The sequence below is a fragment of the Halostagnicola kamekurae genome, from assembly GCF_900116205.1.
Lineage (GTDB): Archaea > Halobacteriota > Halobacteria > Halobacteriales > Natrialbaceae > Halostagnicola > Halostagnicola kamekurae.
In genome coordinates this window covers 444,916-469,365 of sequence record NZ_FOZS01000003.1, presented here as the reverse complement: position 1 = coordinate 469,365, position 24,450 = coordinate 444,916, and the positions used below count along the sequence as shown (strand labels likewise).

Below are 24,450 nucleotides of genomic sequence, written 5' to 3'. Positions count from 1 at the left end.
CTCGAGGCGATTTACGTCTCCGGTTCGACCCGTTGCTCGTCAGTCATGTACACGAGTTCGTTCGACCGCTCGAGCCAGTCGACGCCGAGTTTCACCGTCACCGGGACGAGCGCCGTGGTGAAGATCGCCATGAACACGAGAATCGAGAAGAGTTCGTTGTCGATGATCCCCATCGAGAGCCCCACCGAAACGATGATGATCTCGACCGTCCCGCGGCCGTTCATCCCGAGGCCGATGACCAGCCCTTCCTTGCTGGTCAGTTTCGTCGGGAGGGCAAACGCCCAGCTGCCGACGATTTTCCCGAAGAACGAGAGCACGAGGACGAGTACTAACAGCCCGAGGGCCTCCGTGAACACGCCGAGCGAGAGATCGAAGGCGACGGTAACGAAGAAGATCGGGGCGAAAACTCCCATCGCGAGGTCGTAAATCACCGTATGCATGTGTTCGTAGATCTCCTCGTCGAGTTGAGCCTGCCGGAGGAACATCCCGGCGACGAAGCCGCCGATTATCATGTGAAGGTCCGCCAGATCTGCGAGGTAGGCAAAGACCAGCGCGACGATGAGCGCCACGCTGAACGCGGAGGTCTTGTCGATGAAGCCGTACCGACGCATCAATGCCTCAAGACGGTTCCAGACGATCGGAAGCAGGCGGTCACCGATCACGAGAACGACCGCGAAGAACACGAACGCGCGGAACATCACGGTCCCGAGACCCAGGAGCGTCACATCGCCGCTCTCGATAAACCCGGTGATCCCCGCGAACACGATGAGAATTCCGACGTCGGACAGGAGCGCCCCTCCCAAGAGCACGCCAGCGATCCGGGTATCGAGGATATCGAGATCGACGAGAATCCGCGATTTGGTCGCGAGCGACGTCGCCGCCAGCGCGATACCGATGAAAAGCGACTGCTCGATCGTCATTCCCAGCAACGCGCCGGTACCGTACCCGAGACCGAACGGCAACAGGAACCCTCCGAGCGCGATCATCAGCGCCTGCGGGCCGAGTTCGAAGAGGTCGTGGAGGTCGATCTCCATGCCTACGTAGACCATCAACAGGAAGACGCCGAACTGGGCGAAGATATCGAGGGCGTTCGAGGACTCGAGGAGTCCGAGGAGCGCCGGTCCGAACACGATCCCCGCGAAGATTTCGCCCATCATCGCGGGATAGCTGAACCGTTCTGCGACGGCACCGAACACCCACGCCAGCGATAAGACGAGCAACAGATTGATGATATCGATGCCAGTGGCTGCGACCATATGGTGTTGCAATTAGTTACCACGCGTTTTTAACTATTTGTGAGTGTGCATGTCTTGTCGAACAGGTACACCTACTGATCGAAACGCGAACGACTTCACAGCGCTTGGTCTTGCATAGACAGGATATCGCGGCACGGTCGACTCACGCTTACAGCCCTCCGGGCGGATCAGGCCGAGTGCCTCGGGATCGGTCGAAAGACGAAGCTTTCGGGATCAAGCGAACCCTTCGGGTTCGCGGACCTCGCGGGATCTCCGATCCCGCTTAGTGACGAGACGCCTTTGGCGTCTCGAACCACTTGATCCCGAGGCGATTTGCCAGCCGATACGCGTAGTACAGCCAAAGGGGTGTGGTCTCCCACCCATTACAATCGCACCGATTGTCACCATTGGCTCGGTGTCTATCGATCGATAGTAATTGTGACAAATTAAAAACGAATTTCACTGTCCGTCATCTCTATAAATACTACGTGGTCGAACTATAAGCAAGATTTCTTTGACTACTGGTTGTGAGAGTTTCATACAACTCTACTCCTGTGGCTGCTCATAAAATTGCAAATATACTACATAATCTATAGATGTTACTTGTATAGGATGAACAGTAATCGTCTTAACCGGATATAATCAGGTTTCCATAACCATTCAAAATTGAGCGAAGGTACCCCATAAAACTGCCATTTAATTATGCCGGTAATTCGTTATGTACTCTGACGAATAGATATAGGGTCAAAATAGTAGATCAGTTTACGATCGACTGACCCTCCACAGTGGGGACGGGCCACGATTGTATATTGTACATAACAAACAATACTTATGTGATGTTTTGTTTATGGGTGCAGTATGGGTAGTAGTTCTTTAACTATACGTTTCTAATTAACCCAATTATATTATGGCTGGACTGGATCTTAGGCTGCCTAGTAGTGGGCTACTTGGCAAGTACAAATATAGTCCTCGCCTTCGAACGAACGTATGACATGACGGTTGGCCTTGCCTTTCCAGACGAACCCCAGTGTGCGAAGCCGGAACTGTTATCAGAACAACATTCGGATGAAACGACACGGATAGCAGGTCTCCGTGACATGGTCGACTCAGTGTGCGAGGACATACATACGAAACACGGGGGTGACGGACACGTCTTAGAGCGGGTCCGCAGACGGCTCCACCAGCAGATCGACATGCGGATGGTCGCAGGGAACGACGAATCCGAATCCGCAGAGGCGATCAATCTCCGAACGGATGGTGGAACGACAACTAGCTCAGCAGGAACGAACCAACAGTCGACGGAACTCCCCATTTCGCTCGAGTACGCGTTCGATCGGCTCGATACGCCAGTGTTCACGATCGGGACCGATCGATCTGTCAAACACTGGAATTCGCCGCTCGAGGAGTTGACCGGCGTCCCAAGATCCGAAGCTCAATCCCGAGCGATGGCGAGCCAATCGATGTACTCGGACGAGCGCGAACAGAAATTGCTCGCCGATAAGGTCCTCGAGGCCCCTGACACGGCCCACGAGCGGTTCGATATTACCCGCGGGGAGTCGAACGGGATCCCTGTCTATCGAGATCAAACGGAGTTCGTGGCCCAGGGCGGTAACAAGCGCCATATTAGCTTCAGCGCAGTCCCGCTGTACCGAGACGAGGAGCTAGTCGGCGTGATCGAGTTAGTCGATGACCGAACGGCGGACGTCCGACGCACGAAGGAGATGCAAGCCCTCGTCGAGGAGCTCGAAACGACCATTTCAGCACTCATGGACGGGAACAAAGGGGCTCGAGCCGACTTTACGAGCGAGGGGAATATCGACAGGTCGTTGCTGTCGGTGATGGACGATCTGAACGCGTTGGCGGATCAGTTCGAGAAGCTATCGACGTACGCGATAGCGAACGTCGGTGAAATAGCGGACGCCGCCGAAGAGACCTCGAGAAAAACGGAAGATATCACTCGGATGGCGGCCGAGCAGTCCGAGTCTATGAACACGATCGACGACGAGATAGTGAGTCTTTCGGCGACGGTTCAGGAGATCGCTTCGACAGCGCGTGAAATCGAGGAACAAGGGGCCCAGGCGGAGGAATTGGCCACCGCCGGGAGGGCGTCCGCAGACGAGGCACTCGAAGCAATGACGGAGATAGATACCGTTACGACGGCAGTCGCGGACGATATCACCGAACTCGAAGAGCGGGTCGACGAAATCGACGAGATCGTATCAGTGATCGACGGAATCGCGGACCAAACGAACTTGTTAGCGTTGAACGCGAACATCGAAGCGGCCCGCAACGACGGGAACAACGACGGATTCGTAGTCATCGCGAACGAGATCAAAGACCTCGCCGAGGAGTCGAAAGCGTATGCAGACGAGATCGAAACGACCGTCGAACAAATCCAGTCTGTTGCCGCCAAATCGTCGCGTGGCATTACGGAAGCGTCCACCGCAGTCGATAACGGCATATCTGAGGTTACCGGCGTTATCGAACGCCTCGAGCATATCGTCGACGCCGTCGAGGAGACTTCACAGGGGGTCGCGGAAATATCGGACGCGACGGATACGCAGGCGACGAGTGCTAGCGAGATTACGGATATGGTCGAACAGGCGAGCGCGCACGCTGACACTGTGGCGTCGAACGTTCGAGAGATCGAGGAAACCACCGAAAATCAGCGCGATCGTGTGCGCGAAATTCAGGAAACGCTCGAGGATCACACGTTATAAACACCGTCCGTGCCGAGCTAATTCTTGAATCGGTCTCCGGCAGTCACTCTTCGACGAGTAGATGTCGGGCCGTCGCACTGTTCGCCGTCTGTGATGACAGTCTAATCCAGTGCCGTCAATCGATACGGTACGGGAGAAATGTACAGTGTGATCGTTACAGAGAGAATCGCCTGGTTCGTTGACACAGCAACGTGGCCCCATTCCTCGGATTACGACGCCATGAACGACCGGCAGTTCAGGCGAACCGAGGCGCTCTGTGGGCCGGCTCACGAGTGGCTGTTTGGTGATCGTACTCTAGCGGTTGTGTGGTGTGTGGTCGCTCTCTCGTGATACGTCACAGAACGAGACGCGTTAGTTGCTTCTCGACTCGAGTACCGTCGGCCAGTCGATCAGTGCCAAATTGACGGAGCGTCCGTCCTCGTTCAGAGCTTTCTGTTAATGAGCCCGTGGTACTGTTCCATCTTGTCGAGCGGCTGTGGCGACGTGAGGAAGCTAATGCCTACGAAGAGGACGAAATTGACGACAGTTGCGACCAAGATCCCCGGAACCAGCGGCGTGACGTACGGGTTCGGGATCAGCTGCAACTGGAACAATCCGAGGAGGATCGTGGCGACAGCCGGGGCGATGATCGCGGCCTCCGTGGATGCGCGCGGCCAGGCAACGGCCCCGAACAGCAGCGGTAGCAGTTGGACCGCCACCGCAACGACGAACAGCGCGAGCGGGGTTATCAGGCTCGAGTACACGAGCGCGCCGGCGACACCGGCGAGCATCGTGGCGATGATTACGACCCTATTCAAAACCAGTTCGCGGTCCTCGGAGAGGTCCGGACTGACGAACGCTTTGATGAAGTCACGCGAGACGGTCGCCGCCAGCACGTGCGCGTACGAGTCGGTCGTGGAGACGATCGCAGCCAGAACGCCGACGAGGAACAGGGCGGCGAGACCGAACGGCATTACGTCGAACGCGAGCAGCGAGGAAACCGTGTCCGGATTCGTCCCCTCGGAAAGGACGGTTCGTCCGTAGATCCCGATGAAACTCGTCCCAAAGACGTAGATCAGCGTGAGGACGCCGACGATCATCGCGGCGACCTTGGCGAAGTTCCGCTCGGCGTCGACGGAGTACATCCGAACCCATCCCGCGGGCGAGAGCAGCGTGTTACCGATAGTGAACAGTGCGCCGACGATGAGGATGATCTCGGGTGTAAACAGTCCCGTGACGCCGGGTGCTGTCGTGAATCCGGCACGCGCGCTCCCGAGGCTGTTGAAGACTTCACTAACGCCGCCGGCGTGGCTCACGATGAACACGCCGAACCCACCGAGGAGGACGGTTATCAACGCTCCGTTGAACGTATCGAGGTATGCGATCCCGCGCATTCCTGTACTGGCGAGGTGGACCGTGACCACGAGTGCGAGCACGATGACGCCCAGTTCGAACGAGACGATCCCACCCGTGAGTATCATCAGGATCAGCCCGCCAGCGAGCAGTTGTGCGACGATATACGTCGTGTTGAACGCGAGGCTCGCGAGCACCGTATAGAGCCGGACCGTATCGCTCTGATAGTAGTCGCCCAGCAGGTCACCGGGCGTCTGGTGGTCGTGTTCTTTCCCGACGACCCACATGCGTCGACCGAGGTACCAGACCGCCGGTGCGGTCACCGCGTAGCCGACGAGGATCATCGCGATGAACGAGAAGCCGACCGAGTACACTGTCCCCGGAAAGCCGGCCATTCCAACACCGCTCAGTACGGTTGCGACGAGGGTGAGCGAGGCGACGACCCAGCCCAGTCCTCGAGAGGCGACGATGTGATCAGAGAGGCTGTCCGAGTACCCCCGTCTCGCGAAGTGCGTGATGCCGATGAAGACGATGACGTAACAGGCCAGGATGCCGAGCGAGAGCGGCAGGTTCGTCGAAATCGTCTCGGCGAGCTCCGGTGGAAGCGCCTGTATCGGGACGGTGGGGACACTACTCATGCTTCGCCTCCGTTGAATCCCCGAGATCAGCCATCTGCTCGGACGGCTCACTTCGGGTGAACACCGCGTAGAGACCGAGGATGACTAGCACCGACACCAAGACGACCGTCCACATCATCACGGGCAGTCCCGCGATTAACTGGTCTCGAGTTCCGATGAACTTCATCCCCAGGTACGCGATGATCGTGGTGCCCGTGAAGTAGACGAGCATCATCTTCTCGGTCGAGCGCGCCGAGATACTGTATTCGTCCGGAATCTCGCTCGAGTCCGGCCGATCAACTGACCGCCATTGTTCGCTCCAAGGCATGATTTACCACACCTAACCGATTCCATATAAATGCACCGGTGGTAAGTGGTAATATCTGTTCCTATCGCGGCGGAACGTGCGCGACAGACAACTTCCAGTGGCTATCAAGCGAATCACTTGCCACAAACGGAGCGAGTGAGAATTGTTACTCGCCGCTCACGAACACGATCGAAAACGTGCGAACCGACCGCAACCGGCAGTCGACAGTGGGAGAATCTACGATTGAGACTCGAGCCGAGTCGAGAGATCGTCCATCGCTTGCCGTCTCACGTCTCGGTAGACTGGACAGATGCTGTGTCGATCCTCGGTGAGCTGTTTGACGACTGCTTGTCGGATTGTATGTTCGCACGCCCCGGTAACCGATTTTCTGTGCGGACAGTACTGACAGCATTCTAGTGGTGAGCGCTCTCGTGGAGGCATACGGTAGCGTATGGCGAAGTTCCACTTGAATGTATGCACCGGTCGGGAGACTGTCATAGTTGAGATCGAGACGCGATCAGATTCAGTCCGTCACGTCCTCGGTGATGTATTCGACCGCCGAGCGGCTCACTTCAGTAATCCCGCGAACGGAGCGACCGAGGTCGGCCCGGATCACCGATCCGGTCATCGGTCGGGAGTCAAATTCGGACGCTAGCAGTACGTACGCGCCGGTGTAGTCGGCGGCCGACGGCGTGATCTCGAGCGGATGATTCGTGGGATCGAACTCCTCGGCGGACACGACGCCGCGTTCGCCGCCGAGCGAGTCGGTCCCAGAGAGGTCCGTCGGCACGAATCCCGGCGCGACGGCGTTGACCCGGATCGTCGGCGCGAGCTCGAATGCGAGCTGTCGGACCAGCCCGAGTACCGCGTGCTTGGCAGGGACGTACAGAGCACCCCCGCCGTCGGACCCGAAGCTCGCTTGCGAGGCGGTGAATACGATCCGTCCGCCGGTTTCGGCGAGTTCGGGCAACGCCGCCTTGGCCCCCATCATGTATCCGAGGACGTTCACGTCGAACAGTTCGCGAAAGCTCTCCTCGAGATCCTCGTCGGACAGTTCCGGCAGAGAGACGTTCTGATCGAATACGCCTGCGTTTCCGACGAACACATCCAGTTTACCGAAGGTGTCGACCGTCTCGGAAACGGCGCGTTCGTTGTCGGCGATCGACGTCACGTCACCTGCGACGGTGACCACGTCGTCCCCGAACTCCGACTCGAGGTCCTCGAGTCGCTGCTCGTCGATATCCAGTACGCCAACCGATGCGCCCTCGTCGATAAACCGCTCGACCACTGCGCGTCCGAGCCCTGAGCCGCCGCCAGTGACCAGCGTAACCTGATTGTCGAGCCAACCCATTAGTTCTCACAGCGGCCGGTTGGCACTAATATCTACCGGGTATGCGACGCTCGTCAGTCACCGGCCGAGTCACTGGCGGGTGGCTCGTACAGTTCGACGTAATTTCCGTCCGGATCACGGGCGTACGCGATATCAGCGCCGTTACCAACGGTCTGAGGCGCGTTCACGAACTCCACCGCTGGCGTGAGTTCTTCGTAGAGACCAGCGATGTCGTCGACGGTAATACAGATGTGGGCAACGCCGACATCGTGTCCGTCCGCAGTCTCGTGAACGACATCGTTTTCGGGAGCATCGTATGCGATCAGTTCGATTTCGAAACCACCTGCCTCGAGAAAGGCGATCTCCCCCGCGACGCCATCCACGCCGACGATATCGCTCTGGACATCGCTCACTGGAAATCGCCTGTCAACCTCGAAGCCGAGTTGGTCTCCGTAGAACTCGAGAGAACGCTCTATGTTCTGTACGTTAAGTCCGTAGTGTGTGGCGTGTCCGATCATTCGTGTCGATCACCATCGAATAGAGTCAGTGCGCTCAAAAAGATTCGGTTGCGGCGACTTCGAACCGGTCGATGAGTCACAACGACTCGGTCACCGGCGCGCTGTCGTCCGGATCTCCGTGGAACAATAACTAAGTAGTTGTAACCCGCTGGATTGGTATGTATACATGTCCCACGACATAGAGCAGTCACTGTCCGCGGGCGAGTCCGGCCCACAACGGACTCGGCGAATACTCGACTCCATGGGAGAGACCCTAGAACAGGGAGAAGTTCCGATAGAGATCCTCAACGACGAAGATATCTATCAACGGGAGTTAACCGAGATATTCGGTCAGGCCTGGGTGTACGTCGGCCACGAGTCGGAGGTGCCCGAACCGGGGGATTACCGCCAACGGACCATTGGGGAGGACCCCTTCGTTTTCGTCCGCGACGAGCACGGCAAGATCCGAGTGCTGTTCAACAGTTGTCGCCACCGCGGTGCGAACATCTGCCGTGCTGAGAAAGGAAACACGACTCACTTCCGCTGTCCCTATCACGGGTGGACCTACCAGAACACGGGCGATCTGGTCGGTGTGCCCCAGAAAGGCGCGGGATTCGATCACCTCGAGGCCGAGGAGCACGGACTTCGTGAGGCGCCACACGTCGATACGTACAACGGGTTGGTCTTCGCCTGTATCGCGCCCGAAGCGCCGTCGCTCGAGGAGTATCTCGGCGGCGCGACGTGGTATCTCGACATGTACTTCGACCTGATCGACATGGAAGTCATCGGCGACCCGCAGCGCTGGGTCGTCGACGCCGACTGGAAAACGCCGACTGAGAACTTCTATGGCGATAACTACCACGTTCCGATGGGACACAAATCCGCGATCGACGTCGGAATCGGCAGCGAGACGGCCACCGGGGAGGAAGAAAGCGAACTGTACGGCATCGCCGACTGCGACGGGCACGCCTTTAGCATCTACCAGATCGAGTCGGAAAAGCCGATGTTCTGGGGCCACCCCGAACGGGTCGTCGAGACGTTCAACCACGATGCGCTCGATGACGACCAGCACGAGGTCGCACGCAAGTCGGGCGTGACCCTCGGGACGATATTCCCGAACCTCTCCTTTATCTTCCTCGGCGGTCGCGACGATCCGAACAAAGACCCCGTCGGAACCTTCTGTCTGCGTCAGTGGCAACCCCGTGGCCCCGGTGAGATGGAGGCCTGGAACTGGATTCTCGCACCGACGGACGCGCCCGACGAATACAAAGAACGCGTTTACGAGGTCGGGATGTCGACGTTCAGCGCCGCGGGTAACTTCGAGCCGGACGATATCGGTATCTGGGACGGGATCGACGAGGCGGCGGGCAGCGTGTTCGCAGAGCAGACGGAGGCGACGACGCTGTTTACGATGGGACGCGGCGAGAACACCGCAGCGGAGGTCGACGATGACTGGGCAGGGCCAGGAACGGCCTACGCGAACGGCGGCGTGACCGACGAGAATCAACTCGACTTTTACCGGAAATGGCACGAGACGATGACGACGGAGGGGGCTGAATAACATGCAGGACGGGTTTGAACGCCGACGAACGCTCCGCCTCGAGTGCGAGGAGTTCCTCTATCACGCGGCGGAACTGCTCGACGATCGTCGGTTGAGCGACTGGCACGACCTCGTCACCGAGGACATCGAGTACCGAGTGCCGATTCGAACGACGCGCGAACGGTCCTCCAACACGGAGTTCAGCGAGGAGGCCTTCCACATGAAAGAGGACTGGGGAACGCTCAAGGTGCGGACCGAGCGGATGTCGAGCGACTTCGCCTGGTCGGAGGATCCGCCCTCTCGGACCCGCCGGCAGGTCTCGAACGTTCGGGTAACCGACTGTACGGACGACCAAATCGAACTCAAAAACAACCTCGTCATCGTCAGGTCGCGCAAGGCCGAAACCGATCCCGACATCCTCTCGATGGAGCGTCACGATACGCTCCGTCGCGACGAGGACGGCTACGTTCCCGACTGGTCGGATCAAAGCGAAGGGTTGAAACTCGCCCGACGAACCGTGCTGCTCGACCACACGGTGATCCCGACCGACTCGCTTTCGATCATCCTATGACCTCGACACGACCAATAGTTGACCCGCTCACGCTAACGGACGGCGATCTGACGGTCGCACTGTGGACGCTGCAAACGCCGACCGGGGAACGGCTGATACTCAGCGGCGAGAGCGCCGAGACGCGAGTAGACGCGCTGGCGCTCGAGAGTCTCACGTGGCAGGACGATGAAGTCTTCGAAGCGCTCGCTTCGGTTCCCCACGAGGACGGCACGAACGCGACCGAGCCATCGGACGAGTTACAGATAAGCAACGAGTATACGGTCGTCAAACTCCGAAAAGTCGAAACGACGGCCGGACAGCGACTGTCAATCACGTCCCCGAAACTGGGCTACGCGTGCCGTCTCAGTCCGGCGGAGCTCGACGCACTTACGCACAAGCGGATCGAATACTTCTCCGACCTGCTCGAGACGCCGTTCGGTCCCGAAGATGACCACCATCACGGCGTTCACTGAACGGACACCGGATTGCATTTTATCGCACGCTCGATAGGTCAATTGGTATGAGCAGACGCAATTGTACCACTGAAGGGTGAACGGCTGTTTCTGAACTCGTCCCACCCACCCGAGCCCGGCACAAACGTCTCTCTCGAGAAGTCAGTGAGCAACTCGGAGTGGCGAGTGTTCGGCAGACCCGTGATACAGAACATCAATCTGGGTTTGTGATTACCGAACGGATATATTGGCAACCAATTACGGAAATACAGATGTAAAATATGCAAGGGTAGAGCTGAAATACCGGTAGTAGCGCCCGATATCGGCGTTTGTGAATTCCAAACATGTGGGAGAACGTTCCAGTGATAGCGACAGCTGGAGTCGGGTTTTCAAGACGGAATACCGATAGAGTGGTCGCTTTCACGTTTGTGATTACCAAACATTTTTATCACTAGCGTTCGATTCGGACGTATGGGAGACACAGGCGAGGAACGGCGGCGGATCAAATCGGTCGATCGAGCGTTTCGGATTTTGGGGGTCTTGAAAGAAGAGGGAAGTAGTGGGGTAACGGAAATTGCTAACGAACTAGACATGTCCAAAGGGTCCGTGCATACGTATCTAAGCACCCTCAAGCGACACGGTGCGGTAATGGAGTACAACGGGGAGTATCGGCTCGGCCTGCAGTTGCTCGAGATCGGTGAGTTCGCGAAACGACAAAACCTCGTCTACCAGTGTGCCCAGGATCCGCTCGACGAGTTAGCCTCGGAAACGGGCGAACTCGCCCGACTCGTCGTCGAAGAACAGGGACACGGCGTCTATCTCTACAAAACCGAGGGCGAAAACGCGATCGAAACCACGATCCAGCCGGGCCAACGCGAATACCTCCACTGTACGTCGCAGGGGAAAGCGATACTCGCCCACCTATCGGAGTCGACGGTTCGTGACATCGTCGACGAACACGGACTTCCAGCGAGAACCGATAAAACGGTAACCGATCTCGAGACGCTCCTCGAGGAACTCGAGTCGATTCGCGAGCGCGGTGTCGCCTTTAGCAGAAGCGAGGTGACTCGCGGGATGCGCTGTGTCGCCGCGCCCATCCACGCACCTGATAGTTCCATCGTTGCTGCACTCGGCGTCTGCGGTCCGACGAGCCGATTACAAGGCGATCGGTTTCAGGTCGAAATCCCCAAAACAGTCAGGAACGCGGCGAACATCGTCGAGATCAACATGCAGATGACGCAGAATTCGTAGTCGGCTACAACGCGCAGGGGTGGGGAATCCGCGGCTTCAGACGACGGTGGGCCGTTTCATCAAAGGGACCGAAGGAAATCGGCCGTGACACCCGCAACCTGTGACTCCGCGCCGGTGAAGAAGTGATCCGCCTCGACAGGATGGACCGTGACCGATGTCGAGTCGGGGTACGCATCTGCGATCTCAGTCGCTTCTGCCGGGGTGACGTTTCGATCCGACGCGTGCGGTAGTAGCAGACTGGGGACATCGATCTCCGGTACCCAGTCGATCGTTGCACACGCGCTCTCGGGTGACCGATAGGAGAGAAACGCCGCCGCAGTCATCGGAATGTACTCGATCTCGTCGCCGACCGGCCGCGGTAACGCGACGATTTCGTTCTCGCGACCGGCGTCGACGAGTTCGCGCGCCTCGTCGACGAACGATTCGTACGCCTCGTCGGGGTCATCCGAGACGGCTTCGAAGTACCCTCGAGTCGACCGCTCGCGAATGTCCGCAAACGGTGCGGCGAGGACGAGTCCGTCGACGTCGTCGTCGTTTCGCAACCCCTGATAGTAGGCGGCCTCGGTGGCGCCGAGACTCCGCCCCCAGAGCACGACGTCGTCGCACCCGCGTTCGGCGAGCCACTCAACGCCCCCACGAATGTCGTTGTCGATTTCGTCGAACTCGGACGTGACGTAGCCTTTCCCGCTGTTTCGCTTGTTGATCGTGAGACACCGCGCTCCCGCTCGAGCGAGCGGATGCGCGACGGGCGAAATGCCAGCGCCGAGGGCGAATCCGCGGAGCCCGTGCAAAAAGAGGACGCCGACGTTTCGGCCGTCGAACGTCGAGACGTCGCTCGTCAGTTCGAACCCGTCGAACGCCGTTCCGTCGTCGCTTTCGTAGTTGATTCCACGGAGGGTGATGTCGTCGGGCGTCGGTTGCATGACTGGCATCGTAACGTTCGATATCTGTGGCGGGAGGACAATTATTCTATCGACTCGAGCCAACGACCGTCCATCAGACGGATGCCGTGAGCCGAGGTTCGATACGCGACAGAGGTTGAGAAATGCGGGGAAGCTACCAGATCCGCCGGGAGACGTATTCCGCCTCCGGATCGATTCGGACGTCGAGGACGACGTGTTCCTCGGCCTCGAGCGCGTCGGCCAGCGCGGGTCGAACTTCGTCCGGGTCGGTGACGCGGACGCCACGAACGCCGAACGATTCGGCCATCGTCGCGATGTCGACCGTCGGAATGTCAGTTGCGATTTCGGCGTGGTTGTCCCGCCGTTGATAGTTCCAGATCATCCCGTATTTGCCGTCGTTGAAGACGATCGTTACCGCGTCGGTCTCCGTCTCGACGGCGGTCGCGAGTTCCATGTTGCACATCAGGAAGCCGCCGTCGCCGATGAGGTTGACGACCTGTCGGTCGTCGTCGACCAGTTTTGCGGCGTTTCCTGCTGGAACGGGGAACCCCATCGAATCGTAGAGTCGGGAGTGCTGGAAGCTGTTCGTCTCGCGGTACTCGAAGACGTCGTTCGGCCACGCACCGCCTGCGGCGCCCGCATCTCCGGTCAGCAGAACGTCGTCGTCGGCCACCTCCCGAAGTTCGTCCATGATCACGAGCGGATGGATCGGCGTCTGCGAACGCACTTCCTCGAGATAGGCGGCCACGCCGGTCTCGACGCGTTCGACTTCCTCTCGAACCGCCTGTCGATAGGCTGCGTCCGTCTCGCCCGCACCGGATTCGAGTATCGTTCGAGCGTCCTCGAGAGCGGGCCCGAGGTCCCCTGTAACGACTTCGGCCGCCGTCGACGCCGGGAATTCGTAGGGCGGATCGTCGAGGTAAACGATTCGAACGTCATCGCCAGTTCGGTCGCCGAGGACGGCCGCCTCGTGTGAGTTGGTCCGCACGCCGAGTGAGAGGACGGCTTCCGCGTTCGCCAGCGCGGTGCTGGCAGCCGGATGGTCCGACATTCCGACCGTTCCCGCGAAGAGCGCATGGTCGTTCGGGAACGAGTCGGGATAGTGCCGGGGACAGACGACGGGTGCGTCGAGCGACTCGGCGATGTCGACTACCGTCTCCGCAGCGAACGCCCGTGAGACGCCTTTGCCCACGTAGAGACATCGTTTCTCGGCCGCCTGTACCGGCTCGAGCGCATCGGCGACGGTATCCGCGGACACGCTCGGGTCGTCGTGCGATTCGCGGACGGACGCGGCGTCTGGAACCTCGATCTCGTTCTGGAGGATATCCTCGTCGACGCCGATAAAAACGGGTCCAGGTCGACCGCGCGTCGCGATGTCGAACGCTCGAGCGAGGGTCGTCTTCAGTTGGCTCGAGTCGTGAACCTGCGTACTCCACTTCGTGGCAGGTTCGAACGCCTTCCGAAGGAAGTGCTGATCGTCGACACCGTGAAGCGCCTCGGTGTGTTCGTCCTCCGGCAACACCGCGCTGATGAGGATCATCGGCGATGCGGCGGTATACGCCTGTGCGACGCCTGTCAGCGCATTCGTGCCGCCGGGACCGGCAACGGTAACTGCGACGCCGGGGTCGCCGGTGAGCCGACCGTAGGTGTCGGCCATCACCGCGGCGTTGTACTCGTGTCGAGCGCTGATCACGTCACCGCCACGTTCGTGGAGTCCATCCGCGATGGTCACCGTCTGATTCCCGAGGAGAACGTACGCCTGCGAAACGCCGTGTTCGGCAAGCACGGTTCCAACGACTTCGCCTCCAGTTGTCATACTACTCGTTGGCAAACCCGGCCTATTAAATTTGTCGTCACCGTCTGAACGGGTCTATTTCGGGGAAAATGAATCTCTCAAAGACGGCGTGTGATCGTCAGCCCCGTCGGTTTGCAAAAACGCGCCCGTGAACGAGCGGGTCTGTCCGGTACTGCAACCGTTGAATTACTCGACGAGGTCGCCCTCGACCACGACCGGTTCACCGTCGAGGTAGACGCTGCAGTTCTTCTGTGCGATATCGTAGTGGCAGTTCGTGTACCGGTCCTGATGGGTGTTCGGACCGGTACTCCAGAGCATGTTCCCCTCCCAGACGCGACCTTCGCTCGCGCTCACGCCGGCTTCGTCCGGCTTTCGACCCTTGATCGCCATGTTGTAGAACGTCCCGTTTTCGTTGAGTCCCCAACCGAAGTGACTCGTCGCGAAGACGTCCCTGTCGTCGTAGCTCTCCATGTGTCCCCGCATGAGTTCGGCATCACCGCCGTCGCCCTTGATCTCCTCGATGAATCCGTCCTCGACGACGCATTCGATCGAGGAGTCGATATAGTCGTTAAACGGCACGACGTTGTAGTCGCCTGCGGCGATGACGATCGTGCCGTTCACGTTCGTCGGATAGTTCGAGACCATGTTCTGGCCCCAAACGTCCCACTTTCCGGGCTCGTCGACGAATCCGTAGGAGTCGAACGCGGTGCTCGGTTCGACCTCCATCGTGACATCTGTCCCGTACTCCGAAGTGATCCGCATCTCGTCGGTCGACTCGAGCAGGTCTCGATGCGCCTGAACCTTTTCTTTGACGGCCTGAGCTTCTTCCGGCTCCCAGGGCATCAGGCGGCGGAGAACGAACGGTTCTCGTGCACCGACGCGGAGGATTCGAGTTCCGGCGTCGCGAATTTCGTCTCGTTCGGGCACGTGAATGAACCCTTCGAGGGTGAAATCGAAGACCATGTCCGCGGTTTTGCACGCTTCGACCGGGCCGCGGGGCAGTCGGAGGCTGCCACCCTGTCCGGGCGAGATTTCGGCGCCGACGGAGTTGCGACCGTATTCGGGAATCTGTACTTCGAACGCTTCAGCGCCGATGTCTTGTGCCGCCGAGAAACTCGCGGCGACGTGTTCGCGATTGCTCTTGACGTCGGTAACGAGCGCGACTGATTCGTCCGCGGTTACCTGACAGTGTTCCATCTGCCGACGAAACATCGGCACTAATAGTCCAGCAGCTTCCATGGTACATTTCAACGTTCCGCTGAGACTATTTATACTTTGTGTACCTTTCGTGAGGTATGCGACGAGTAGTCGAGAAGCGACGATCCCGCTACAATTATTACCCTGCCATCGAGAAGTGATGCTATGACGCGTTCGATCGCTATCTTTGGCTGCGGGACGATTGCAACCGAAATTGCGCGTGCGATCGCCGATGGAACGATATCAGCGGGCCTCGACGTCGTGTACGATCGCCACCCGGAACAAATCGCAGAGATTCAAGACCAGTTCGACGACCGGTCCCAACCGGTCGCGGCCACCGATCCCGACGATCTGCTCGAGGCCGACTTGATCGTCGAGGCCGCGGGACAGACGGCCGTCGAGGAGATCGCGACCGATGCACTCGAGGCTGGCTGCGACTGCCTCCTGTTGAGTATTGGCGCGTTAGCCGACGAAACGCTTCGGGAAGGCGTCTTCGATGCAGCACGGACCAGCGAGGGTCGACTGTATGCTCCCTCGGGTGCGATCGCCGGGCTCGATAGTATCAAGGCGGCTGCCCTGACGGGAGAGCTGGAATCGGTGTCATTGACGACGACGAAACCGCCCGCAGGCCTCGAGGGGGCCCCTTACGTCGTCGACAACGACATTGACCTCTCGGAAATCGATGAGCCGACGATGATCTTCGAGGGATCGGCCACGGACGCCGCCGCCGCGTTTCCGTCGAACATCAACGTCGCCGTCGCACTCAGCCTCGTGAGTATCGGTCCGGACGAAACGGCAGTCAAGATCATCGCCGATCCGGACGAGGAAAACAACGTTCACCGGATCTCCGCCGACGGCGGCAGCGGCGACATCGAGACGACGGTACGAAACGTCCCGTCACCCACGAACCCGAAGACGAGCTATCTGGCAGCGGTGTCCGCGATCGAAAAGCTGCGAAGCCTCGAGACGTCGATCGACATCGGAACGTAACGAGATCCGATGGAATTCCCAGTCCAGATACTCTTCGCGCTCGCCACAGCCGCGGCGTTCGCCACCTCGTCAGTGCTCGTCCGATTCGGTGTCGATCGCTCGAAGCCGATAGCGGCGATGTTCGCGACGGTCAGCGTCAACGTCGTCGTCCTGTGGACGATTAGCCTCGCGTTCTACGACGTGACCGTCGATCTGTGGGCGTGGCGATACTTCGTTCTCGCGGGCGTGTTTGCGCCGGTTCTCGGACGGCTGTGTAATTACATCGGCATCCAGCGAGTCGGCGTGAACCTGACGCTGCCGATCAGCAACTCGAACCCGCTCGTCTCGATCGTCCTGGCCGTCTTCTTGCTCGGCGAAACGATGACTCGAGCGAGCGGTATCGGCGCGCTCGCGACGATCGCTGGCGGTATCCTCCTCGCAACTTCGGGAAGAAACGACGACTCCGTCGGACCGGTTCGGTACCGGAATCTGTTGTTTCCAATAGGCGGCGCGGTCATCTACGGAAGCGTCCAGTTGCTTCGAGACGTCGGAATGGAACTCGTCTCAGCGCCAGCCGTGGGAGCCGCGGTTACTCTCACAACGTCGTGGCTCATCGCGTGCGCGTTCTTCGCCGTCTCCGGGAACCACAGAAAAGCGTTGTCGATCCCCCGGGACGACCTTCGGTACTTCGCACTTGCCGGACTCGCCTCAAGTCTCGGACTCGTCTCGCTCTATGCTGCGTTGGGTTCGGGAACGGTCGTGATCGTGACGCCAATCTTGAACGCGACGCCGTTGTTCGGCCTCGCCCTGACCTACAGCTTCTTGCGCGAACGGGAACCGTTCACGCCACAACTCGCGCTGGGTACGATACTCGTCGTCGCCGGCGTTGGGTTACTCGCGATTTCGACCTGACCTCGACGGAGATGTCGCCGTGACAATGCGTCCCCAACCGATACACTCAATACGGTTGGCTCTGGGCATTAGTATATGGTCGTAGAAAATATGGGATTAGACCACGTTGCGATCAAAGTACGAGATATCGAGCAAACGATCGAGTTCTACACCGACGTCATGAACATGGAGGTATCGGATCGAATCGGAGATTCGGTCGCGTTCTTACGCACGCCCGCGGTCTCCGAGGACGCAGACCACCACGAGATGAACATCACACAGTACTCCGACGAGGAACTCGAGGCGCTCGAACAACGCGGGGAACTCGAACTCGATCTCCACGAGTTCAACGAGGAGCTCCCAGAAAACGGCCCGCCAATGCTGCCGACGACCGGTCCGATTTACCACATCGCGTTCGAAGTTCCCGACTACGACGGCATCAAACGCGCGGCGGACGGACTCGAAGAGCGCGGGCATCCGATTTATCGCGGCCCGGGCCGGCACGGACCTGGGAACAACATTTTCCTGTACTTCCCGGATCCGGATGGATACCCGATCGAGTTGACGGCGAAAATGGAAGAGGCGCCGGAAGACGGTGGACGGCCTGCCCAACAGTGGCCACAGACGCCTGAGACGTGGAACGTGTGGCACAACGCTGAACAACTGTAGATTCGCTCTCCTTCATTCTCGGTTCGGTGGTTCTCCTCGGAAGCTGTCGCTCTGATCCGTGGTGCTCGAGCGGTCGCAAATATATTGGACGTGGCCTTTCACGGTTTCCGACGGGTTCAGTAGCTTCTCGATCTTTCGATTCGCGTTCCGATATAACAAACGGTTTTGGAAGAGTGGCGCTCCCATATATTACATATTTTATACACAGTTCCGCTCAAGCGATTGTGTCTGGACGGATACGATGAAGTGGTCGTCGAATGCAACCCCCAGAGGAGTTGCCGAACGAGACGACAACCTTTGGAGCCGCAATTCGTTCGTCATCTGCAAACGGATTCGCAACGGTGTAACTGTCAAATGCGGGCAACCTCCCGAGGAAGACCGCTACTTCTCACCTATCTCACTTTGGTAGGGGCGGATACTGCCTATCAGGGTCAGTGACGGAAAACGGGAACTATCTGGAGACATTGACCCTGTCATCTGCGATCAAACGTTCTTTATTAACAAACGTTATGCTGACGCCAATGGATTACACAAATACGAGTGTAATCTACAGCGGAGGGCGACGAGAATTTGTCACGCCATCTGTTACCCACGAGAGGAAAATCTAGAATTAACTTCCCAATTCGTAGGAATAGAAACGGATTCCCTGGGGCGCTGATATTGTTGAAAATTCATCCCATAAATCTGTCATAGAATACTAATATCTATATGAGTATCTGCGTAGTATGGCAATTATACAGGAAAATAAATCGCATATCACTATGATCGGGCCAAACACAGTATAAATTACGAATTCTAGAGGAAAATATCTGTAGCAACCCGAAATATTCTACTTCTACCGTGTGAGAAGACTCTGAATTGACGCAGTTTTTAAAATATGTCTCCTATTTCGAATTGTAACTACTCCTTCAACAAGTTCATCGCCGATAAATCGGTTATAAAATGTCATTAATGAGTTTGAGAATATATGCGTGCATATTATAAATTTACTTATCGATATGACTGTTGTGATTGCTACTGCGCTCAGAATACGAGGAAAAGATAGTGAGTGGTTATTTTTAAAATATTGTTTGGAGGGATATTCAGTCAGTCAGGCCCAGTAGGCGTCTACCACAGAGGGGTATCGGGTCCCCTGACACAGTGGTTCACCACTGTTTCGTTCGCACTACCGTGTCTCCCTCAGTTTCGCCCCGCTATATATTGTCCAGAAAACATTTAGACGCTCGTTTCAAATTCGTTGATATGAAACGAAGGCGGCTGCTCGAGGGGGCGGGTGCGGTCGGGAGCGCAACACTGGTCGGCTGTCTCGGATTCGCCGATGATGGCACAGGGAGCGAGTACCAGTGGCGCTACGACGCAGGTGGTGAGATCGACGCCGTCTCACAGGGCGTAGTGTTCGGTCGGGAATGGTCTGACGGACAGATCGTTGCGCTCGAGGGCACGACCGGCGAACGGCAGTGGGCCTACGGAGCCACAGCGGGAATGGATACGTACTCGGATCTCACAGTCACGGACACGGGAATTTACTTCGGCTACTGCACCGACGACGACTGTATCGGCCTGTACGCGCTCAAGCGGGATGGCGAAGAGCGGTGGCGCGACGAATCGGTGGGTACCGGACACACTAGCCCGTTCGTCGTCGACGGCGTCGTCTTCGTTTCGGATTCCGTTGGCATCGTGCGAGCGTTCGACGCGGAGAGCGGTTCGGAACTGTGGACCGACGGGGTCGACGAATCGGACACCATCGCCAGCGGGTCCGGAATCGTCGACATCGCCGACGCCGTCTACGTGGAGAAAAGCGCTGCACTCGTCGCGCTCGATCGAGACGGCGGTAGTACGCGCTGGCGATACGACCCCGACGACGGTGACACGCAGATTATCGATGCGGCGGTCTCGGATGGTGTCGCGTACGTCACAACGGGAGGGTGGGTCGCCGGAGTCGCCGACGGCGACGAGGTATGGCGTCGATCTGTCGATGCAGTGGATGTGCAGACGGAGATCGCTGGAATCACAACTGATCGCCTCTTCGTGCTCGCGAACGCCGATCGAAACGAAAGTCGTCTGTACGCGTTCGACCGCACGAGCGGCGAACGAAGCGTACTGTCGGAATCGCTTGAGCATCCGGACGATGAGTCGGGCCCGGTTACCGCCGTTCGCGATGGGGTGGTTTACGTCGGCACGGATCGACTCCGCGCCATCGATGCGGCGACTGGCAACGAGCGCTTCAGCGTGACGGTCGATGGTGGGCCAATCTGGTCACTGGCTGTCCCCGAAGAGAACGGTGCGGACGATCACACCGTGTTCGTCCGGGTCGGCAAAAACCGGCTCATCAGCGTCGACTCGAGCGGCGAACGAACGTGGGACAGGTCCGTCGCGGGAACTCTTCGGAACTATCTCGTGGACGAATCCGTGTACGTCGGGACGACCGAGGGAATCTACTCGCTCGAGTGGCGAGTCGACGCCTGATCGATCGTCATCTCGAAATCGAACGCCTGTTGTCACATCTCTTTCCGATCACATCGCTCCAGTCACCTGAGCAAGCGCACGATGACGACAGCGAGTGCGATACCGGCGGCGACGATCCCGATGGCCATCGGAAGGGGCTGTCCGCTCCCCCATTCCCAGCCGAGAAACTGCGTTCCCACGATGGCGATAATCACGAAGGCGATGCCGAGTGCGGTCCCGATCGACGAGCTAGTGTTACGACCGAGCGCCATGTCTGGGTATTGGAACAGTAACCACAAAAGAGTACGTTCCGCGTGTCCAACCGAGAAACTGCGTTCGTACCCCGATCGGCTGACAGATATCGATCTGCTAATCGAGGTACTGCATCGCTCGTCTCGTCGGGACAGTCTGTACCGTTGCGGCCAGCCGGTGTTACCGGATCGCTCGAGCACGGACACGTCGCTCGCGGTCTGGATCGAGCACAGCTACGACCGAGACTCGTCGACTGCGGATGGTCGGACTCGACGGCTATGGGATGATCGGGAGGCCGGTAGGGTCGTATAGAAGCAACAGCCACGCGAAGTTTTACAATGCCGTTCGTGGTTCGTTCGGTGAGGTTCGATACCAAATGTCAATGGATGCCATCGTCTATCAGGGGTCACACGACGTCGCAGTCGAGGAAGTCGACGAACCGGAAATCGAGCACGAGAACGACGTTCTCGTCGACATAACCACCACTGCGATCTGCGGTTCGGATCTGCACATGTACGAGGGCCGAACCGCGGCCGACCCGGGGATCGTCTTCGGACACGAGAACATGGGGACCGTAAGCGAGGTCGGCGACGCCGTCACGTCGCTCGAGGAAGGCGACCGGGTCGTGATGCCGTTTAACGTCGCCTGTGGGTTCTGCCGAAACTGCGAGAACGGCTACACCGGCTTCTGTACCAACGTCAATCCGGGCTTCGCCGGCGGCGCGTACGGGTACGTCGCGATGGGGCCGTACAAGGGCGGACAGGCCGAAAAACTCCGCGTCCCGTACGCGGACTTCAACGCGCTCAAACTGCCCGAGGGAGACGAACACGAAGACGCCTTCGCCCTCTTGGCCGACATCTTCCCGACGGGATGGCACGGGACGCGGCTCGCGAATCTGGAGCCCGGCGAGTCCATCGCGGTCTTCGGAGCCGGTCCGGTCGGTCTGATGGCCGCCTACAGCGCCAAGATCCAGGGTGCGTCGGAGATCTACATCGTCGACCGCGTCGAGAGCCGACTCGAGATGGCCGAGGACCACTGCGACGCCCGCCCGATCAACTTCGAGGAGTCAGATCCGGTCGAACAGATCAAAGACATCCACGGCGGCGGCGTCGACAAGGGCGTCGACGCGGTGGGGTATCAGGCGATCGACCCCGAAACGGATCCGGGCGACGAAGCCTATGACCCGGCACGGGAGAACCCGGCGGTCGTGCTCAACCAGCTAATCCAGACCGTCCGGCCGACCGGGCAACTCGGCATTCCGGGACTGTACGTCCCCTCGGACCCTGGCGCGCCAGACGAGATGGCGGCCCAGGGCCGACTCGGCATCGACTTCGGCAAGCTCTTCGAAAAGGGGCTGAAGCTGGGCACTGGACAGTGTAACGTCAAACAGTACAACCGCGAACTTCGGGACATGATCATCGAGGGCCGCGCCGATCCGAGCTGGGTCGTCTCCCACCGCGTCGACCTGGATCGCGGACCGGAGATGTACGAGAAGTTCGACGAACGCGAGGAGGGCGTCATCAAGGTCTTGCTCGAGCCGTAGTCGCCGTTACGGATCGGTTCCGATGATTCGTGGACGACCTCGGTTTTACAAGCGGTATAGGAGAAGGCCTCGGGGTCATTCGAGAGAGCAAAGCTCTCTCGTGATGACGAGAATCTCCAATTCTCGAACCACTTGACCGCGAGGCGATTCACCTTCGAAGCCACGCCCGCGGGTGATCCTCGCGGAGATGGTCCTGATACCGTTTTGCCAGCTCCGGGTGCGTATCTCCAACCGCATACCACTCGCAGTGCTCGCAGCTTCGTTCTATCGTCGCCGTCGCGCTCCGGACGTATCCGCCCGTTCGATCCATGTACGGAGGCGCCGCCGAGTCGTTGTCACTCTTTCGCATCCGAGCCGCCAGTCCGCACCGCCTCGATATCGTCTGGCGCCCGATAGGTCGACCGGACCGACGCGAAGGGCCGGACGGCAAAACGGGTATAGGCCCATCCGACGTACCAGAGGGCATGTGCCAGTACTGCAGCTACGCCCGCCACGACGGCTGGACCCGGCTGCTCGAGTACGACGACGTCTACCAGAACGCGTTCGCCGACCGAACGGACCAGTCCACGCACGGCTTTCACGAATCCTGGGACGATCTTCGCGACGAACTCGAACTCTAGTCCTCGAGTCACGACCGTAGCGGGAACGGATCCGTCACCGGTTCGTGGATCGGTTCGTCGCCGTCGACCGTGATTCCCTCGAGCTCTTCACGAATCCGCTCTTCGTTCATCTCTCGACCGATGAACACCAGCCGCGTGCGACGCTCGTCGGTCTCGCTCCACTCGCCGATCGGCCCCGCTCTGACGGACGGTCCGGCCTGGCTGACGCCGATCACCTCTTCGCGGTCGGCGACGTGACAGACGCCCTTCGCCCGCACGATCGCGCCGTCCCAGTCCGCGAGCCAGTCCGCGAGTCGTTCGGGGTGGAAGGGGCGGTCGGACCGGAAGACGAACGACGAGACGCCGTGTCGCTCGGCAGCACCGGCTCCGGCTTTCTCGTGTCCATCGTCTCCGTGGTCGTGTCCTTCCCCTCGGAGGTGTCGTTTCCACCCTTGCGAGCGCCTCGCCGCCTCGAAGTCGAACCTCCCGGTGTCGAGTACGATCTCGGGGTCCACCTCGCTGTGGGTCGTCCGAAGCCGCTTCGCTCGCGGCTGGAGGGTCTCGACGACCGACTCGATCTCCGCGACAACGTCGTCGGGAACCATGTCTACCTTGTTACACAAGAGGACATCGCAGAACTCGATCCCTTCCACGAGAACCTCGCTCAGCGGCCGGTCCTCGTCGGGTTCCCCATTCGCGGGCAACTGCTCGCCGGCGTCGAACTCCTTCCAGAACCCGTACGTGTCGAGGACGGTCACCATCGTGTCCAGTCGGAACAGGTCCGCCGGATCCGCATCGCTCTCGTCGGTTCCCTCGGTGAACACCTGCGCGACCGGGATCGGTTCGCTGATCCCCGACGATTCGACCAGCAGGTAGTCAAACGCCCGGGTTTCGGCCAACCGCCTCGCCTCCTCGAGGAGGTCCCCCTGCAACTGACAGCAGATACAGCCGTTCGAGAGGTCGACGATACCCTCCTCCTCGTTCGCTCGAGCGATCTGTTCCGCGTCGACGTTTACCTCACCCATGTCGTTGACGATCACCGCCACCCGCCGATCGCCCGGGTTCGAGAGCACGTGATTGAGCAGCGTCGTCTTCCCCGCGCCGAGGTACCCGCTGACGACGGTCACAGGAATCGCATCGGAATCTGTCATACGGTACTTCGTACCACGACGTGGCGGTTCCTAAGTGATCGGTCGACTCTCAGAGATTCTCTCGAGGACGAGAGTATCACTGCTCCCGAGTCGGGTAATTTGGGGGAGAGAGTACTATACCTCCACCGCGGTGATCCTCAGTAGTTCGTTGAATCTTATTTTTTGAACGAATGTCCGCAATCAGTGGACAGAGAATACACATTAAC

Annotated in this window: 21 protein-coding genes; 11 read left to right on the top strand and 10 right to left on the bottom strand. The window is 59.0% G+C overall.

Annotated elements, in window-relative coordinates; all coding sequences use genetic code 11:
• Positions 1-11 precede the first annotated feature (11 nt).
• Positions 12-1,256, bottom strand: coding sequence for a cation:proton antiporter (locus BM348_RS16140; RefSeq protein WP_092906324.1), 1,245 nt, complete (start codon positions 1,254-1,256; stop codon positions 12-14).
• A 1,076-nt stretch (positions 1,257-2,332) separates the two neighbouring features.
• Here BM348_RS16140 and BM348_RS16135 point away from each other — a divergent pair.
• Complete coding sequence (locus BM348_RS16135; protein WP_175507219.1) at positions 2,333-3,955, top strand: methyl-accepting chemotaxis protein; 1,623 nt, start codon at positions 2,333-2,335, stop codon at positions 3,953-3,955.
• Positions 3,956-4,377: 422 nt separating this feature from the next.
• Here BM348_RS16135 and BM348_RS16125 read toward each other — a convergent pair whose 3' ends face one another.
• The 4 genes from BM348_RS16125 to BM348_RS16110 all read right to left on the bottom strand — a co-directional run bounded on the left by BM348_RS16125 (position 4,378) and on the right by BM348_RS16110 (position 8,059).
• Positions 4,378-5,925 carry a sodium:solute symporter family protein gene (locus BM348_RS16125; RefSeq protein WP_092906318.1) on the bottom strand — a complete coding sequence of 516 codons (1,548 nt, stop codon included), beginning with the start codon at positions 5,923-5,925 and terminating at the stop codon, positions 4,378-4,380.
• The gene (locus BM348_RS16120; protein ID WP_092906316.1) at positions 5,918-6,232 is read right to left on the bottom strand and encodes a hypothetical protein; all 315 of its coding nucleotides are present in this window, start codon (positions 6,230-6,232) and stop codon (positions 5,918-5,920) included. Before BM348_RS16120 ends, BM348_RS16125 begins: the two co-directional genes overlap by 8 nt.
• A 502-nt stretch (positions 6,233-6,734) precedes the next feature.
• Positions 6,735-7,562 carry a 3-(cis-5,6-dihydroxycyclohexa-1,3-dien-1-yl)propanoate dehydrogenase gene (gene hcaB, locus BM348_RS16115; RefSeq protein ID WP_092906314.1) on the bottom strand — a complete coding sequence of 276 codons (828 nt, stop codon included), beginning with the start codon at positions 7,560-7,562 and terminating at the stop codon, positions 6,735-6,737.
• 53 nt (positions 7,563-7,615) lie between these two features.
• Positions 7,616-8,059, bottom strand: coding sequence for a VOC family protein (locus BM348_RS16110; protein WP_092906312.1), 444 nt, complete (start codon positions 8,057-8,059; stop codon positions 7,616-7,618).
• A 241-nt stretch (positions 8,060-8,300) separates the two neighbouring features.
• Here BM348_RS16110 and BM348_RS16105 point away from each other — a divergent pair, with 241 nt between their 5' ends.
• The 4 genes from BM348_RS16105 to BM348_RS16090 all read left to right on the top strand — a co-directional run bounded on the left by BM348_RS16105 (position 8,301) and on the right by BM348_RS16090 (position 11,831).
• Complete coding sequence (locus tag BM348_RS16105; RefSeq protein WP_217642033.1) at positions 8,301-9,599, top strand: aromatic ring-hydroxylating oxygenase subunit alpha; 1,299 nt, start codon at positions 8,301-8,303, stop codon at positions 9,597-9,599.
• A 1-nt stretch (position 9,600) separates the two neighbouring features.
• A complete protein-coding gene (locus tag BM348_RS16100; RefSeq protein ID WP_092906308.1) occupies positions 9,601-10,149 on the top strand; it encodes an aromatic-ring-hydroxylating dioxygenase subunit beta in 549 nt (182 codons plus the stop codon).
• Positions 10,146-10,601: a hypothetical protein gene (locus tag BM348_RS21690; protein ID WP_217642032.1), complete on the top strand. Its 456-nt coding sequence runs from the start codon at positions 10,146-10,148 to the stop codon at positions 10,599-10,601. The genes BM348_RS16100 and BM348_RS21690 overlap by 4 nt, the downstream gene beginning before the upstream one ends.
• A gap of 450 nt (positions 10,602-11,051) precedes the next feature.
• Positions 11,052-11,831 carry an IclR family transcriptional regulator gene (locus tag BM348_RS16090; protein WP_092906306.1) on the top strand — a complete coding sequence of 260 codons (780 nt, stop codon included), beginning with the start codon at positions 11,052-11,054 and terminating at the stop codon, positions 11,829-11,831.
• Positions 11,832-11,890: 59 nt separating this feature from the next.
• On the opposite strand, the gene BM348_RS16085 is transcribed toward BM348_RS16090, so the two are convergent.
• The 3 genes from BM348_RS16085 to BM348_RS16075 all read right to left on the bottom strand — a co-directional run bounded on the left by BM348_RS16085 (position 11,891) and on the right by BM348_RS16075 (position 15,767).
• On the bottom strand, positions 11,891-12,763 hold the full coding sequence (locus BM348_RS16085) for an alpha/beta hydrolase family protein (RefSeq protein ID WP_245779498.1): 873 nt from the start codon (positions 12,761-12,763) through the stop codon (positions 11,891-11,893).
• 124 nt (positions 12,764-12,887) lie between these two features.
• Positions 12,888-14,549 carry a thiamine pyrophosphate-binding protein gene (locus BM348_RS16080; protein WP_092906302.1) on the bottom strand — a complete coding sequence of 554 codons (1,662 nt, stop codon included), beginning with the start codon at positions 14,547-14,549 and terminating at the stop codon, positions 12,888-12,890.
• Between the two features lie 165 nt (positions 14,550-14,714).
• Positions 14,715-15,767, bottom strand: a complete 1,053-nt coding sequence (locus BM348_RS16075; RefSeq protein ID WP_245779497.1) for a hypothetical protein — start codon at positions 15,765-15,767, stop codon at positions 14,715-14,717.
• Positions 15,768-15,890: 123 nt separating this feature from the next.
• Here BM348_RS16075 and BM348_RS16070 point away from each other — a divergent pair, with 123 nt between their 5' ends.
• From BM348_RS16070 to BM348_RS16055, 4 genes are all read left to right on the top strand, one after another.
• A complete protein-coding gene (locus tag BM348_RS16070) occupies positions 15,891-16,715 on the top strand; it encodes an aspartate dehydrogenase (protein WP_092906298.1) in 825 nt (274 codons plus the stop codon).
• A gap of 9 nt (positions 16,716-16,724) precedes the next feature.
• A complete protein-coding gene (locus tag BM348_RS16065; protein WP_092906296.1) occupies positions 16,725-17,606 on the top strand; it encodes a DMT family transporter in 882 nt (293 codons plus the stop codon).
• 75 nt (positions 17,607-17,681) lie between these two features.
• Positions 17,682-18,254 (top strand): VOC family protein, encoded by a 573-nt coding sequence (locus BM348_RS16060; protein ID WP_092906294.1) that lies wholly within the window; start codon positions 17,682-17,684, stop codon positions 18,252-18,254.
• Between the two features lie 1,242 nt (positions 18,255-19,496).
• A complete protein-coding gene (locus BM348_RS16055) occupies positions 19,497-20,720 on the top strand; it encodes an outer membrane protein assembly factor BamB family protein (protein WP_092906292.1) in 1,224 nt (407 codons plus the stop codon).
• A 62-nt stretch (positions 20,721-20,782) separates the two neighbouring features.
• Here BM348_RS16055 and BM348_RS16050 read toward each other — a convergent pair whose 3' ends face one another.
• On the bottom strand, positions 20,783-20,971 hold the full coding sequence (locus BM348_RS16050; RefSeq protein ID WP_092906290.1) for a multidrug transporter: 189 nt from the start codon (positions 20,969-20,971) through the stop codon (positions 20,783-20,785).
• A gap of 362 nt (positions 20,972-21,333) precedes the next feature.
• Between BM348_RS16050 and BM348_RS16045 the strand changes: the two genes are divergently transcribed.
• Entirely contained in the window at positions 21,334-22,494 is a 1,161-nt protein-coding gene (locus BM348_RS16045; RefSeq protein WP_092906288.1) for a glutathione-independent formaldehyde dehydrogenase, read from the top strand.
• Between the two features lie 464 nt (positions 22,495-22,958).
• Positions 22,959-23,114: a hypothetical protein gene (locus BM348_RS21465; RefSeq protein ID WP_175507218.1), complete on the top strand. Its 156-nt coding sequence runs from the start codon at positions 22,959-22,961 to the stop codon at positions 23,112-23,114.
• 8 nt (positions 23,115-23,122) lie between these two features.
• Here BM348_RS21465 and BM348_RS16035 read toward each other — a convergent pair whose 3' ends face one another.
• A complete protein-coding gene (locus BM348_RS16035) occupies positions 23,123-24,244 on the bottom strand; it encodes a CobW family GTP-binding protein (RefSeq protein ID WP_092906284.1) in 1,122 nt (373 codons plus the stop codon).
• Positions 24,245-24,450 lie beyond the last annotated feature (206 nt).

Bases quoted from the DNA above. Each gene is read 5' to 3' on its own strand.
- BM348_RS16140 (WP_092906324.1), bottom strand. From the start codon at position 1,256: ATGGTCGCAGCCACTGGCATCGATATCATCAATCTGTTGCTCGTCTTA.
- BM348_RS16135 (WP_175507219.1), top strand. From the start codon at position 2,333: ATGGTCGACTCAGTGTGCGAGGACATACATACGAAACACGGGGGTGAC.
- BM348_RS16125 (WP_092906318.1), bottom strand. From the start codon at position 5,925: ATGAGTAGTGTCCCCACCGTCCCGATACAGGCGCTTCCACCGGAGCTC.
- BM348_RS16120 (WP_092906316.1), bottom strand. From the start codon at position 6,232: ATGCCTTGGAGCGAACAATGGCGGTCAGTTGATCGGCCGGACTCGAGC.
- hcaB (WP_092906314.1), bottom strand. From the start codon at position 7,562: ATGGGTTGGCTCGACAATCAGGTTACGCTGGTCACTGGCGGCGGCTCA.
- BM348_RS16110 (WP_092906312.1), bottom strand. From the start codon at position 8,059: ATGATCGGACACGCCACACACTACGGACTTAACGTACAGAACATAGAG.
- BM348_RS16105 (WP_217642033.1), top strand. From the start codon at position 8,301: ATGGGAGAGACCCTAGAACAGGGAGAAGTTCCGATAGAGATCCTCAAC.
- BM348_RS16100 (WP_092906308.1), top strand. From the start codon at position 9,601: ATGCAGGACGGGTTTGAACGCCGACGAACGCTCCGCCTCGAGTGCGAG.
- BM348_RS21690 (WP_217642032.1), top strand. From the start codon at position 10,146: ATGACCTCGACACGACCAATAGTTGACCCGCTCACGCTAACGGACGGC.
- BM348_RS16090 (WP_092906306.1), top strand. From the start codon at position 11,052: ATGGGAGACACAGGCGAGGAACGGCGGCGGATCAAATCGGTCGATCGA.
- BM348_RS16085 (WP_245779498.1), bottom strand. From the start codon at position 12,763: ATGCCAGTCATGCAACCGACGCCCGACGACATCACCCTCCGTGGAATC.
- BM348_RS16080 (WP_092906302.1), bottom strand. From the start codon at position 14,549: ATGACAACTGGAGGCGAAGTCGTTGGAACCGTGCTTGCCGAACACGGC.
- BM348_RS16075 (WP_245779497.1), bottom strand. From the start codon at position 15,767: ATGGAAGCTGCTGGACTATTAGTGCCGATGTTTCGTCGGCAGATGGAA.
- BM348_RS16070 (WP_092906298.1), top strand. From the start codon at position 15,891: ATGACGCGTTCGATCGCTATCTTTGGCTGCGGGACGATTGCAACCGAA.
- BM348_RS16065 (WP_092906296.1), top strand. From the start codon at position 16,725: ATGGAATTCCCAGTCCAGATACTCTTCGCGCTCGCCACAGCCGCGGCG.
- BM348_RS16060 (WP_092906294.1), top strand. From the start codon at position 17,682: ATGGTCGTAGAAAATATGGGATTAGACCACGTTGCGATCAAAGTACGA.
- BM348_RS16055 (WP_092906292.1), top strand. From the start codon at position 19,497: ATGAAACGAAGGCGGCTGCTCGAGGGGGCGGGTGCGGTCGGGAGCGCA.
- BM348_RS16050 (WP_092906290.1), bottom strand. From the start codon at position 20,971: ATGGCGCTCGGTCGTAACACTAGCTCGTCGATCGGGACCGCACTCGGC.
- BM348_RS16045 (WP_092906288.1), top strand. From the start codon at position 21,334: ATGGATGCCATCGTCTATCAGGGGTCACACGACGTCGCAGTCGAGGAA.
- BM348_RS21465 (WP_175507218.1), top strand. From the start codon at position 22,959: ATGTGCCAGTACTGCAGCTACGCCCGCCACGACGGCTGGACCCGGCTG.
- BM348_RS16035 (WP_092906284.1), bottom strand. From the start codon at position 24,244: ATGACAGATTCCGATGCGATTCCTGTGACCGTCGTCAGCGGGTACCTC.